Source organism: Staphylococcus sp. 11007852 (genome assembly GCF_011394325.1).
GTDB classification, from domain to species: domain Bacteria; phylum Bacillota; class Bacilli; order Staphylococcales; family Staphylococcaceae; genus Staphylococcus; species Staphylococcus agnetis.
On sequence record NZ_JAANBJ010000016.1, the window covers coordinates 1 to 14158 of the forward strand.

Here is a 14158-nt window from a genome sequence, read left to right on the forward strand (position 1 = left end):
ACGAGATGAATTTTGATGGCTTTTGATTGGTAGAGAGAAAGTCCTCATCATGTGTTTCAATTGTTATAGATTCTTGTAAACGACAAAACGGGGATGCGTCATAGCACACCTATTAATTAAAAATAAGCCAACAAAATTCATTGATACATGAACTTTGTTAGCTATTATTTATCTTTATAAATCGATTTCGTCTTAGTGATGGACACTATGATGAATTGTGATTGATCCCTTAGCCGAGACTTCTGAGGCATGTAGCCGCAACCGAAAATCCATTTTGAGAGCAAAAATCTAAGACTAATGGCTTTTACAATATATAAGGCAGTAGCTGATTGGATTGCGTATGCGCTTAAAAGCTTGGCTATTGACCACCTATTCACGCATGTTCATAGGTGTACTGAAGACGTAATTCATTTCATTCCTAACGTCTTCATGCACCGGCGGGCATTACAACGAAATCAATTAGATTTCTGTAATGCTCCCTAGTTGAGGTAAGGCGCCTAGAAAAGCGAGGCGTTAGGGACGATTATAGGTTTAATGATTTATATCCCAGCTCCTATTAAATCTACCATCTCATTACCATACTTGAGTGATTTCAAGTGTTTACGATGCAAAGAGTTGTTGAAAGAGAAAGTAGATACTTGTAAAGTTTAAAATGATCCAAATACTTGAATAAAATAAGGTAGGAATGTGTGTGAGAGCACTCAATGCACTTCCATCCCATGAAGGTCTAGGTCTAGTGAAGGTTAATTGGGCAATCGTCACGGTTGATTGCAACACTTCACCAAGTAATGTGCCTAAAATAAAATGATAGATAAGCATATAAATGTATGAGTAATTCGTTAGATTTTCAGATTGTACACCTAAATAAATTGTTAAAGTAAGTATTAATATAATGAAGATAGGTGTGATTTTACGAGAAGTAACGACCGTAAAATATAAAAATATTAGGACATAAAATAAGATGAATAATGCGCCATATCCTTTACTTTGCATAATGAGGCCTACACTCAACATAAAAGGAGGCATAATATAGCCACCTAAAGTAGTCCAAATTTGTCCTAAGCGGTTTCGTGATTTTGTAATCGCATAGCCTTGTTGTCCTGTTGTAAGTCGTTCACTTCTTTTAACAACAACGACAAAATCAACGGCACGTCCACCACTTAATCGATTGAACAATACATGCCCGAATTCATGCGTAAGCACTGGAATATAATTTAATACAATGTCTAATAATGAAAAAATAGGGCGACGTTGATAGTAATGGCTTACCACGTAGAGGGTGGTAATAAATAATAAAAGCATAATGGAAATCGGAACAGGAGAAATGAGCCATGATTGATCCATCATAAATGTAATCCTTTCTGAATGTAATTGGGTTTATTATACGTGATTGTTCCGGGCCTTGACTATAGACTTTAGACGTATATCTCCATGGGTTGGCAATCTTAAAGATGTACACGTATGTTTACTAAAATGAGTTGTGTCCATTTTAACATAGGAGTATAAAGAGAGGATGAGTGAATAAATATAAATGATGGGCATAAGCATAAAATTTTTATCAATTAAGCATTAAATCTAGTTATAACTATGTAAAAAAGATGATTTAGTTTTAATAATGCATCAATAAAAATGGTATGATTGAATATCATTATAACAATAGGAACATATCATGCTTGTACTGGAGTCAACTACAAAAAGATTCAATCGGCACCTATACGTGCGTTACACATGATGGGACACTTCAATAGACGGTGAATCTTAAAATTATGGCGTTATTGTGAATTAGGATAAACATTGCCCTCATACTTTGGTATTAATTATGTTTAATTAACTTGATTTAGGTGTAAAATGTGTTAAAGTTACATAAATGATATGTAAATCTTATGTAAAATATAAGGGAATGAAGGTGAGACTATGGCAAAAGTGTTGCCAGAGATAAAAAGTGAGCGCTCTTTTCCTAGTCATGACGTAGTTAGCAAACCGGATTCTTATGCACTTGAAAAAAAACATGCTCAAGTTCAAGTGTTGGATGTTAAGTTTGATAACGTTACATTACTAGATATGCGTGAACATATTATGCGTTATATGCACACAGACACAGCACACAATTTATTCGTTGTGACCGCAAATCCTGAAATAGTTCACTATGCATCAGAAGAACCATTGTACCAAAACATTATTACGAAAGCGGATTATATTATTCCAGATGGCACAGGCATTGTGAAAGCAGCGAGAATTTTAGGCCAACCTTTACAAGAACGTGTACCTGGTATTGAAGTGATGGAACAATGTTTAGATATTGCCGATATTGAGAAACGCAAAGTATTTTTACTCGGAGCAACGTCTCCTGTAGTTGAGAAAGCGGCGCGTCGTATTAAAAAGCAATATCCTAATTTAATCATTCAAACGCATCATGGTTTTATTGACATTACTGATCCTAAAGTTGTTGAAGTCATCCGTGACTTTAATCCAGACTTTATATTTGTTGGAATGGGTTATCCTAAACAAGAACAATGGATTCAACATCATCGTCATCATTTTGATCACACGATGATGATGGGTGTTGGTGGCTCTATAGATGTTTTCAGTGGTGAAGTGAAACGTGCCCCATATATGTGGCGTGCGCTCAATTTAGAGTGGGTATATAGAGGCATTACCGATATTAAACGTATTCATCGTTTTAAACGTATTCCGAAGTTTATTCTTGCTGTGTATAAACAAAAGTATTTTAAAAATTAAAAAGGCGTATTTCCAATATACTAATGGAAATACGTCTTTTCTATTGTATGGTGCATCAATGTTACTTGATTTCAAAACGATCTGCATCTAATTGTTCTCTAAATGCTTTTTGATCAGCGACTGATTTCTTCTTAAAATCTTTTAAAAAGGCTTCGTATTTTGGAAGAATTTCATCAACAGGTCCAAAATCTTTAAGGCGTCCAGCTTCAATCCATGCGATTTTAGTACAAAATTCGCGAACTTGTCGTAAGTTATGACTAACAAAGAAGATTGTTTTTTCGGCTTCTTTAAATTCATATATCTTTTTTAAGCTTTTTTGAGTAAATGTTTGATCTCCAACGGATAGTGCTTCATCGATGACTAATATTTCAGGGTTGATCGTTACGCTAATCGAAAAACCAAGCTTCGAACGCATCCCACTAGAATATTTCTTAACGGGTTGGTAAATAAATTCACCTAATTCGCTAAATTCTACGATTTGAGGTGTGAGTGCTTTTATTTCGTGTTTATTAAATCCCATGCACAACATTTTGAACTCAATGTTTTCCATACCTGTCAAGTTGCCATTCAAACCAGCATTAATCGCAATGACACTGACGTCACCTGCTTTATCAATGTGTCCGTGAGTAGGTGTAAGGGAGCCCCCAATCATATTACTTAACGTTGATTTTCCAGATCCGTTAATACCTACAAGACCAATGACATCACCCGCATAGGCTTGTATGGATACATCTTTTAATGCATAAAAGGTCTTATTTTTATGTTTTGGCCAAATGGCGTCCTTAATACGTTCTTTATTATTACGATAGATACGGTATTCTTTTGTAACATGGTCGATGTTTACCGTTGGCTTCATTATTCAACATTCCTAACTTAAAAAGTGTGTTACGTGAAAGATTATATTTCATTCGTGCCTCATTTGTAGAGTCGTGGTAGAGTAGTAGTATAGATATAAATTATCTATGATAAATCGTTTGTTTTGATTATAAACGTATCAAATGAAGTTACAGATTTTAAAATCTTTCATTTTTGACTTTCATCAATCAATCACTTTAGATTATAATCATATTACTAAGTAGTTGTTAATTTTGTAAAGCTATTGTAAATTATTTAAGGATACAATGTATTAATTTTACTTAATGCAATGAACTATTTCAATTAAAGGATATGCGATATACGCGAGTCGGTCAAACTTTAAATAAATTGGGAGTTATTTTTAGTTTGTGAGATATCAATAGATTGTCGCATGTGAAAGCGTGGTCAGTTATGAAATCTGTTTTAACCGTGCTAAAAGAGCACGTGAGAAGCTTCTATCTCATACAACGTTTAGCACAGTTCCAATTGAAAATAACCAACCATAATAACTATCTTGGGTTAGCTTGGGAAATTATTAATCCAGTGATTCAAATTTTAGTGTATTGGTTTGTTTTTGGTTTTGGAATTCGAAGTAACCATCCTATTGATGGTGTGCCGTTTATCTATTGGTTACTCGTTGGTATTAGCATGTGGTTCTTCATCAACCAAGGGATTTTAGAAGGGACAAAATCTATTACGATGAAGTACGGACAAGTGGCGAAAATGAATTTTCCACTTTCAATCATTCCAACGTATATTGTAACGAGTAAATTATACGGTCATCTTGTGCTTGTATTGGCGATAGTTGGACTTTGTACGATTGTAGGGCTTCCGCCTTCAATTCATATTATACAATTAGTCTTATTTATTCCGTTAGCGTACTTTATCACAATGTCAATTTCATTGCTAACGTCAACGTTAGGTGTACTTGTACGTGATACGCAAATGGCGATGCAAGCTTTATTAAGGGTTCTTTTCTATGCATCACCGATTCTTTGGGTACCTAAACCAGGATCGTTGCCGGAAAAGATTATGATGTTTAATCCAATTTATTTTATTGCGGAAAGTTATCGTGCGGCGATATTGTTTAAAGAATGGTACTTTATCACGCATTGGGAACTCGCTTTATATAATGTTTTAGTTGCAGGTGTATTCTTTGTAATTGGGTCGATGTTGCATATGCGCTACAGAGATCACTTTGCAGATTTTATGTAATACAATCAAAGAATGAGCGGTTAACGAATCCATCTAATGATTCGTTGCTGACAGTGGTGGCTTGGTGCTAAGTATGCAATGATATACTTTTGTCCAGTCATTCAATGTCAATATTCTATGAAGCTGGCGCGCGAGTGGTCCAGCTTTTTTTATAAACAACATATATAAGGCGGTGTTTTGTAATGGTACGATATTGGCTTAAAGAGATGTACATCATAATGATTAAGTTTTTGATGGCTTTTTTTCAAAAACGTGGCGTGGATGCCAATCATATCGTAGTTATAATGAATTTTAAGGAAGACATGTATCCGATTATAAATAAGTTGAATGAACGTGGATTTCGCGTCACCGTTTTTGCGAAGCGGGAACATCTTAAAGCAGTGAGAGCTTTGAAGGAAGTCTCTAGTTATGAATTTCATCAATTTAATGTATTGAGACTTCTGTTTATGATGGCAAGTGCAAAAGTGATATTTGTCGATAATTTGCATCTCTTGATGGCAGGATTTAAGAAGAAAAAAGGTCAGACGGTTATCCAAACGTGGCATGCGGCAGGTGCCCTAAAGAAGTTTGGTTTTGAAGATCGTTCGGTAGATCATGAGCATGACAAATTAGTCAGGCAATACGAAAACGTTTATAATGCAACGGATAAATATTTAGTGGGTTGCCAACAAATGGCGACATGTTTTCAAAATGCATTTAATGCACATTACGAACAATTGGTTAATTTTGGTGTGCCGAGGCTCTCGCGTTATTTTTCTGTAGACATCGATGCGCTAAAGGTAGAGCTTAAGGAGAAACATGGATTAGATGGGAAAATTGCGGTATATTTACCGACCTATCGTGAAGAGGGGATGACGAACCGTATCTTAAATAAAGAAGCGTTCGAGTCAGCCTTACCTGACTATACATTAATTTCGCGTTACCATCCATCCGTCAACGTTATGTCAGAGCATTATGGATTATCTGTATTTGAATTAATTGTACTGGCGGATGTCATTATTTCTGATTATAGCTCATTACCTATTGAGGCAAGCTTAATTCAAAAACCGACATTATATTATGTTTATGATGAACAAGAATATGAAAAAGCACGTGGATTGAATGCTTATTTTTATGATATCCCTACAGATTATAAAGTGTATCGTGAAGCGGATATTTATCAACGTTTAAAACAACATGAATTAAAACCCCTATTTGAAGATTGGCATACGTATAATAAGCAATCTACTTTAAATCAAATCGCTATATATGTAGATCGTCTTACTAAAATATAAATTATAAAGTTATAGCGAAATTATTTAGTATTGTCTTTATTATGAGTTTTAAATTGTATCTCCCTTTGACGCATGGTATACTCTTATCATATGTTAAGGAGAGATTAAAAATATTAAGGAGGCGTAAATGTGAAACGTGTCATAACTTATGGAACGTACGATCTTTTACATTACGGTCATATCGAATTGTTACGCCGTGCAAGAGAAATGGGAGATTACCTTGTTGTTGCATTATCTAGCGACGAATTTAATCGTATAAAAAATAAAAAGTCTTACTATAATTTTGAACAACGTAAAATGATGTTAGAATCAATTCGATATGTGGATTTAGTTATTCCAGAACATGATTGGGGTCAAAAAGAGTCTGATGTAGAAAAGTATGAGATTGATACTTTTGTGATGGGTCATGATTGGGAAGGCGAATTCGACTTCTTAAAAGATAAATGTGAAGTGATATATCTTAAACGTACTGAAGGTATTTCAACAACGCAAATTAAAAAAGAATTATACGGTAAAGACGCAAAATAAGGGAAAGTTGCTCAAGCAACTTTCCCTTATTTTATAATTTTATCGTCGTTTAATTGTTAAAAATAATAAGTAATAAATGATAACGGATAAGAAGCCGATTAAAAAGATAAATCCTAAAGATGTTAATATTGGGTGATCTTTCCAAGAACTGACAACAAATGATTTGGATTGATACACAATAGGTTTTTCAACTTCAACTTTTGGAGGACCATAAGCTTTAGAAATAAACTGACGTTTGTAATTAAGATGAACTTCACCGTTTTCAATGACAAATTGATAAGGTTTGGTCATTGATTTTGGCACAACATCATATAAATCTTGAGTAACATAATACGTCTTACCATTGATCTTATGTTCTCCTTTAGATAAGATTTTACGGTAATCGTATTGATAAAATGCAACATTAATTGTACTTGCACTCATCATATTTCGTTCTTTCTCGCCACCCAAATTTTTATAATCTCCAGCACCCATAATGACATGGAAAATTCGAAACTTTCCACGTTTTGTCGTTAAAGTATTATTATAATCAGCAAGATCACTTGAACCTGTTTTAAGGCCGTCGGTACCTTGTAAACTCATGTTTCCGCCTTCAAGCAGGTCATTAAATGTATAATATGTAACACCGTGCTGAGTAGGAGCGATTTGTTTTGTGAAATCTAATATCTTCGGTGTGTCTTGCACCGTATGTTGAGCTAATATCGCATAATCACGGGGCGATGAAACAGATGAGGTTTCATTTTTATATTTTTGTGGCACAAATTCTTGCAAACGAAAATTTTCAGCACCTGTTGGATTGACATAATGCGTTTGAGCCATGCCTAAATCTTTTGCGGTTTGATTCATATCATCGACAAATTTAGATGTGGAACCTGATACTTTTTGAGCTAATATTAAGGAAGCAGCATTACTAGAAGCGGAAACTGTGATTTGAAGTAATTCTGCAATTGTATAAGTTTCTCCTGGATAAAGCTTTGTATTGCTCAATTCAGGTAATGTAGACATTCTATAATGCTGATCTGTAATTTTAACCGTATCATTAAGGTTTAAGTCACCTGATTTAACGGCTTTTAATGTCAGATACATGGTCATTAATTTTGTCATAGAAGCAGGGTACCACTTTTGTTTATCTTGGTATTGATAAAGAATTTGGCCCGTTTCACTTATATTGACAAGGCCTTCAGGTTGAAATCCATAACCAACGCCATAGCCGTTTTGATTTGCGATATCAACAGGTGTTGCTGTATTCGCTTTAGTAAAAGGTGTTATAATAGTTGTAGCGAAGAATACAACTAAAATACTCAGAATTACTTTTTTCATATGCACTCCTTCAAAAATGATAAAACTTTTTTGTTTGGAACAACCGAAATTCTATTTTACCACAGTTTTTTTGTGAGATGTATGCGTCTTGCGATGGAACATAAAAATTATTGTGTTGAATGAACAGTGTATATGTTAAATAAGACGTCCTGAAGTATGACGTCGGTGTGAGGGAAGACTCCCTTCACGACAATAATCAATAAAGAGGTAACCATTTATGAAAAAAGAGAATCCACTTATTTACTTATTAAAAAAAATATCATGGCCAGTGGGTTTGATTATTGTTGCAGTTTTAATCGCATCTTTAGGGAGTTTAACAGGGTTATTGGTGCCTTTATTTACGGGGCAACTTGTTGATAAGTTTACATTAACTTCAATTAATCCAACATTTATTATGATTATTGTTGGGGTATTTTTAGTCAATGCGATACTCAGTGGACTTGGTTATTATTTATTAAATAAAATTGGTGAAAAAGTCATTTATGCGATTCGCTCCGTTTTATGGCGTCATATCATTCATTTAAAAATGCCTTTCTTTGATAAAAACGAAAGTGGTCAATTGATGAGCCGATTAACTGATGATACGAAAGTAATCAATGACTTTATATCTCAAAAACTACCAGGTTTATTTCCATCCGTAATTACGGTCATCGGTTCTTTAATAATGTTGTTTATATTAGATTGGCAAATGACATTATTAACGTTTATTACCATTCCTATATTTGCAATCATTATTACACCACTTGGTAAAATTATGCAAAAAATATCGACGAATACGCAAAATGAGATTGCAAATTTCAGCGGACTACTTGGACGGGTTTTAACAGAAATGAGACTTGTAAAAGTGTCGAATACGGAACATATTGAACTTGAAAAAGCGCGCTATAACTTAGATGAAATCTATAAACTTGGTTTAAAGCAAGCCAAAATTGCCGCAGTGATTCAACCTATTTCTGGCATTATTATGCTGATTACAATTGGTATGATTCTAGGGTTTGGTGGGTTGCGTATATCTTCTGGTGCGATATCAGCCGGAACACTTGTTGCGATGATATTCTACGTACTGAATTTATCAATACCGCTTATTAATTTATCTACATTAGTAACGGATTACAAAAAAGCGGTCGGTGCAAGTAGTCGGATTTATGAAATTTTACATGAACCACTTGAACCTATAGAGCTTAAAAATACCAATCATCTATTAAACCACGGAGATTTAACGTTTAACAACGTGTCTTTTAAATATGACGTTAAGCCGATATTACAAGATGTATCATTTACCATTCGTCGTGGTGCAGTGACAGCGTTTGTTGGGCCATCTGGGTCAGGAAAAAGTACAATTTTCAGTTTGATTGAACGTATGTATGAAATCGAATCAGGAGATATTCAATATCATCAACAATCAATTTATGACATTAGTTTAAGTGATTGGAGACGTAAAATCGGTTATGTGATGCAAAGTAACGCGATGATGAATGGTACAATACGAGATAATATTTTATACGGTATTGAGCGAGAAGTGTCACAAGAGGAATTGGAGTATTATGCACGTCTTGCGAATTGTCATGATTTTATTCAAACATTTGAAGATGGATATGACACGATCGTAGGTGAGCGAGGATTGAAGCTTTCCGGAGGTCAACGTCAACGTATTGATATTGCGCGTAGCTTTATTAAAGATCCTGATATTTTATTACTAGATGAAGCAACTGCCAATTTAGATAGTGAAAGTGAACGTAAAATTCAAGAAGCGTTAGATGTTTTAATGGAAAATCGAACAACTATTGTCATCGCACATCGACTTTCAACGATTAAAAAAGCAGAACAAATTATTTTCTTAGATCAAGGTCGTGTGACTGGAACAGGTAAACATGGGGAGTTAATGCAATCTCATGAAATGTATCAACATTTCGTAGAAACACAAAACTTAACAACATCATAATAAGGTGGCCAAGACATGTTGAAGCAAAAATTGACATCAACGTGTACAAGGCCACCTTGTTTTTATTTTATATTAGGTTTAGAAATTGTATGAGAGGTACAACCATCGTTGACGTCACAAGCACTACATTGTCCTTGTTTAGACTTTCGCATGTAACGCCGTAATACAAAAGCAACGTAACTGACAATGATTAAAACGAATACAATATTGATTAATAAAGTCATCTCATCACTCCTATAGCATTAAGCTACCAATTTGATAAATTACTAGAGATAGTAAGTATGCAACTGTAATTGGATAAGCCACTGCGAGTAATGTCCATTTCCATGATGTTGTTTCTTTGCGTATCGCTGCAACAGTTGCTAAGCATGGTGTGTACAACAAGATAAATACCATAAAACTATAAGCGGACAACGCTGTGAAATGCGTAGAAACCATAGATACTAACGCATCGTCATTAACCGCATAAATGATCGCCATCGCACTGACAATAACTTCCTTTGCTAAAAATCCGGGAATTAAAGTAGCTGCGGCTTGCCAACTATCAAAGCCAACAGGTGACAAGATTGGTGCAATCGCTGAACCAATGACATGTAAAAAACTTTCATGTGCTTGAACATTAATACCATGAGGTCCAGCATAGTTTAATAACCAAATTATCACTGAACCCGCAAAAATAAATGTGCCTGCTTTTTTGACAAAACCTTTTCCTTTTTCCCAAGTACTACGCCATAACGTTTTTATAGAAGGAAGGCGATAGGGTGGAAGTTCAACGACAAAAATGGAGGTATCTTTTTTTAGAACAGTCTTAGTTAAAATGTAACTCATTACTAAAGCAGCTACGATACCTAACACGTAAAGACTTAATACGACAAGTGCTTGATGTTGTGCAAAAAATACGGCAACGAAAAGGCCATAAACAGGTAAGCGGGCAGAACAAGACATAAATGGTGTGATTAAAATTGTAGTTAATCGTTCTTTTTCCTCTTCTATACTACGTGCGGCCATAATCCCTGGTACATTACAACCAAAACCAATAATCATTGGGATAAAGGACTTTCCATTTAAGCCAAAATTTTCCATTATTCTATCCATAATGACCGCAATACGTGCCATATAACCAGAGTCTTCTAATAAAGAAATGAAGAAAAATAGCACTAAAATTTGAGGAACGAATACTAATACGCCACCAACACCAGCTATAATACCATCTGTGACTAATGCTTGAATAGGCGGATAAATGCCCAACATCGTCATTATTTTTATGGCAAAGTCAGTGAGTGTGCCACCGAAAAATGCATCAAGTTGATCAGATAGTGGTGTTCCTACCCAAGTAAAAGTAATTTGAAAAATTAGCCACATTAAACATAAAAATATAGGGATACCCAAAATTTTATGCGTTAAAAGCGCATCGACACGTTCTGTAAGATGATGCTGTGGTGTTGAGGGATACGTGACCAAATCATCTAATAAACGATTGATATAATGTTGGCGTTGCGTAATAATTTCTTGTTCAAGATCGACATCTTGTGTAGCTTTAAAAGCTTGAATACATGCATCTATTTTCTCTTGGGTGATTGAATCTAAAGAAGTTTTAATCGTTGGATTATCTAAGATGTATTGAATGGCGACGAAGCGATGATGTTTTTGATGTAATACGTAGTTTTCTGGAATGTGTTGTTTTATTTCAGTAATCAATTGCTCAATTGGTGTACCATAATGAATCATTAATGGGCGTTGAGGCGTTAAATGATAATCAGTTAATGCGTTTAACATGTCTGTGCTTCCTTTTCCAGTCCGCGCAATCACAGGAATAATAGGGACGTGTAATTTACGCATAAGTGCCTCATAATCAATTTTAATACCTCTTTGACTTGCCACATCTATCATATTGAGTCCTATTAATAATGGTGCTCCGTATTCTAATAATTGAATGGTTAAATTAAAATTACGTTTAATTTGAGCAGCATCGATAATATTAATCATGCCATCAAATTGATCGTGAATGAGGTAATCTGTAACGACAGTTTCATCACGAGAAATAGGGACTAAATCGTAAATACCAGGAAGATCAATTAATTGTCCTGTGTGCGATTTAAGTTGCCCGACCTTTTTATCTACAGTAACGCCACTCCAGTTACCCACATAGTCATATGAACCCGTTAGTGCATTAAAAAGGGAAGTTTTACCGACATTTGGATTTCCTAAAATACAATAAGCGTTACTCATGACAATGCTCCAAACCAATTTTACATGCGTCACAATAACGTATTGAAATATGTTGACCATTAATATTGATTGTACAAGGGCCTTTAAACAACCCTTTTTGTTGCACTTGTAATTGACACCCTTCAATGCATCCGAGTGCACGTAAGCGATGTTTTAAGTTGATATTATTCATCTCCAAAGTCGTAACGACATAATTCACTCCGAGTTGAGCCTCAGCAACATATGTCATGCAAACCACCCACTTTTAAATGTTAATGATAATCATTTTCATTGAAGATTATAAACGCTTTAACACTTTTTCACAATAACTTTTTTGTGGAAAATACGTGACATTAAACATTTTATGCATTTGACCGATAAAGTAAAAATGATTAATCAAATACAGTTTGTATCACAAAATATGGCGTGTAAGGACAATTAAAAAGATATTCTCACCAACAATCGTGCGTGGTATACTTAAAGTGTTGAAATCAGAGAAAGGATAGGGTTTAAACCTATGTATTTAATTATTAACATAATTGGGTTGTTAGCTTTTATAGGCGTTGCAGCATTGTTTTCACGAGATCGTAAAAATATTCAATGGGGATCAATTGGGATATTAGTGCTATTAAACTTGTTTCTTGCATGGTTCTTTGTATACTTTCCAGCAGGTACAAAAGTTGTTGAAATGGCAGCTGCAGGTATTTCCTGGGTAATTGATGCCGCATTCTCAGGCGTTGGTTTCGCGTTCAAGAGTTGGACAACGAATAAACAAATGGACATGGCGGTCGCAGCTTTGTTCCCGATTTTATTAGTTGTACCATTGTTTGATGTTTTAATGTATTTACGTATTTTACCGTTCTTTATGCGTGGTGTCGGTTGGGTGCTCGCTAAAATTACACGTCAACCGAAGTTTGAAGCATTTTTTGGAATTGAAATGATGTTTTTAGGAAATACAGAAGCCATTGCTGTTTCAAGTGAACAAGTGAAACGCATTAATGATGCACGTGTACTTACGATTGCAATGATGTCAATGAGCTCCGTTTCAGGTGCAATTGTTGGTGCTTACGTGACGATGTTACCTGGCGAACTTGTATTAACAGCTATTCCGCTCAATATTATTAATGCGATGATTGTCGCTTCTATTTTAAATCCAGTACGTATTGATGTAGAAGAAGATGTGATTTATGAACTAAGAACAAACGAAAAGCGTCAACCGTTTTTCTCATTTTTAGGTGATTCAGTATTAAATGCTGGGAAACTTGTCTTAATAATTATTGCTTTTGTTATAAGTTTTGTAGCTTTAGCTGAATTGGCAGACCGTCTTATTAATCTTATTTCAGGAGGCATCGCATCGCTATTCCACGTTAAAGGTAGCATCGGTTTAGACCAAATTTTAGGGGTATTTATGTATCCATTCGCACTACTGTTAGGTCTACCTTTTAATGAAGCGTGGGATGTGGCACAACAAATGGCTAAAAAAATCGTGACGAATGAGTTTGTTGTTATGGGTGAAATCATGGGCGATGTGCAACATTACGATCCACATCGTCGTGCAATTATTACAACATTCTTAATTTCATTTGCAAACTTCTCTACAGTAGGGATGATTATCGGTACCCTTAAAGGAATAGTTAATGAAAAAACGTCGGATTTTGTATCAAAATATGTACCGATGATGTTATTGTCAGGTGTTTTAGTTTCATTATTAACTGCAGGATTTGTAGGTTTATTTGCTTGGTAAACAACATTTTAGGCGATAGATATTACCATTGAGAGCTTTGATGATAAAACCTCCAACATTTACAGATGAATGTTGGAGGTTATTTAATAGCTTTAAAAATCAAATGAAAAAATAAGACAGCTCAGCTATTGCCGAACTGCCTTGACGGGAAATGAATAATTGGGTTGATACTCGAGCAAAATATCAACCTACGAGCAAAAATCTCTCTTACTATAAACAACACAAAGGAGATGGCCTCTTGTTGACTTGCAACAAATAAGGTAATTCTTATTATACATAAAGATAGACCTAAAGTAAACGAAATATTCAGAAATTTGTAAAATTATTTATTGC

12 protein-coding genes are annotated in these 14158 nt (G+C 34.8%); 6 read left to right on the top strand and 6 right to left on the bottom strand.

The annotated features are described in order from the left end of the window. Positions 1–600 precede the first annotated feature (600 nt). Positions 601–1347 carry a M50 family metallopeptidase gene (locus G8Y85_RS04175; protein WP_060552386.1) on the bottom strand — a complete coding sequence of 249 codons (747 nt, stop codon included), beginning with the start codon at positions 1345–1347 and terminating at the stop codon, positions 601–603. A 567-nt stretch (positions 1348–1914) separates the two neighbouring features. Here G8Y85_RS04175 and tarA point away from each other — a divergent pair. Continuing rightward, on the top strand, positions 1915–2739 hold the full coding sequence (gene tarA / locus G8Y85_RS04180; RefSeq protein ID WP_060552387.1) for an N-acetylglucosaminyldiphosphoundecaprenol N-acetyl-beta-D-mannosaminyltransferase TarA: 825 nt from the start codon (positions 1915–1917) through the stop codon (positions 2737–2739). 61 nt (positions 2740–2800) lie between these two features. Here tarA and tagH read toward each other — a convergent pair whose 3' ends face one another. Next, positions 2801–3595 (bottom strand): teichoic acids export ABC transporter ATP-binding subunit TagH, encoded by a 795-nt coding sequence (gene tagH / locus G8Y85_RS04185; RefSeq protein ID WP_037566400.1) that lies wholly within the window; start codon positions 3593–3595, stop codon positions 2801–2803. Between the two features lie 410 nt (positions 3596–4005). Here tagH and G8Y85_RS04190 point away from each other — a divergent pair, with 410 nt between their 5' ends. From G8Y85_RS04190 to tagD, 3 genes are all read left to right on the top strand, one after another. Beyond that, positions 4006–4809, top strand: coding sequence for an ABC transporter permease (locus G8Y85_RS04190; RefSeq protein ID WP_037566496.1), 804 nt, complete (start codon positions 4006–4008; stop codon positions 4807–4809). Between the two features lie 182 nt (positions 4810–4991). Then, a complete protein-coding gene (gene tarB / locus G8Y85_RS04195; protein ID WP_165805477.1) occupies positions 4992–6083 on the top strand; it encodes a teichoic acid glycerol-phosphate primase TarB in 1092 nt (363 codons plus the stop codon). A 129-nt stretch (positions 6084–6212) separates the two neighbouring features. After that, positions 6213–6611, top strand: coding sequence for a glycerol-3-phosphate cytidylyltransferase (tagD, locus tag G8Y85_RS04200; RefSeq protein ID WP_037566401.1), 399 nt, complete (start codon positions 6213–6215; stop codon positions 6609–6611). Positions 6612–6650: 39 nt separating this feature from the next. Here the strand turns inward: tagD and pbp4 are convergent, their stop codons facing one another. Next, positions 6651–7931: a penicillin-binding protein PBP4 gene (gene pbp4 / locus G8Y85_RS04205; protein WP_103345927.1), complete on the bottom strand. Its 1281-nt coding sequence runs from the start codon at positions 7929–7931 to the stop codon at positions 6651–6653. Positions 7932–8148: 217 nt separating this feature from the next. On the opposite strand from pbp4, the gene G8Y85_RS04210 reads away from it, so the two are divergent. Beyond that, on the top strand, positions 8149–9873 hold the full coding sequence (locus G8Y85_RS04210; protein WP_165805478.1) for an ABC transporter ATP-binding protein: 1725 nt from the start codon (positions 8149–8151) through the stop codon (positions 9871–9873). A 62-nt stretch (positions 9874–9935) separates the two neighbouring features. On the opposite strand, the gene G8Y85_RS04215 is transcribed toward G8Y85_RS04210, so the two are convergent. The 3 genes from G8Y85_RS04215 to G8Y85_RS04225 are packed head-to-tail and all read right to left on the bottom strand — an operon-like array spanning position 9936 to position 12331. Further along, entirely contained in the window at positions 9936–10097 is a 162-nt protein-coding gene (locus G8Y85_RS04215; protein ID WP_060552391.1) for a FeoB-associated Cys-rich membrane protein, read from the bottom strand. A gap of 10 nt (positions 10098–10107) precedes the next feature. Then, a complete protein-coding gene (gene feoB / locus G8Y85_RS04220; protein ID WP_165805479.1) occupies positions 10108–12102 on the bottom strand; it encodes a ferrous iron transport protein B in 1995 nt (664 codons plus the stop codon). Next, positions 12095–12331, bottom strand: coding sequence for a FeoA family protein (locus tag G8Y85_RS04225; protein ID WP_060552393.1), 237 nt, complete (start codon positions 12329–12331; stop codon positions 12095–12097). Before G8Y85_RS04225 ends, feoB begins: the two co-directional genes overlap by 8 nt. Positions 12332–12598: 267 nt before the next feature. On the opposite strand from G8Y85_RS04225, the gene G8Y85_RS04230 reads away from it, so the two are divergent. Further along, complete coding sequence (locus tag G8Y85_RS04230) at positions 12599–13825, top strand: NupC/NupG family nucleoside CNT transporter (protein WP_060552394.1); 1227 nt, start codon at positions 12599–12601, stop codon at positions 13823–13825. Positions 13826–14158: the final 333 nt, after the last annotated feature.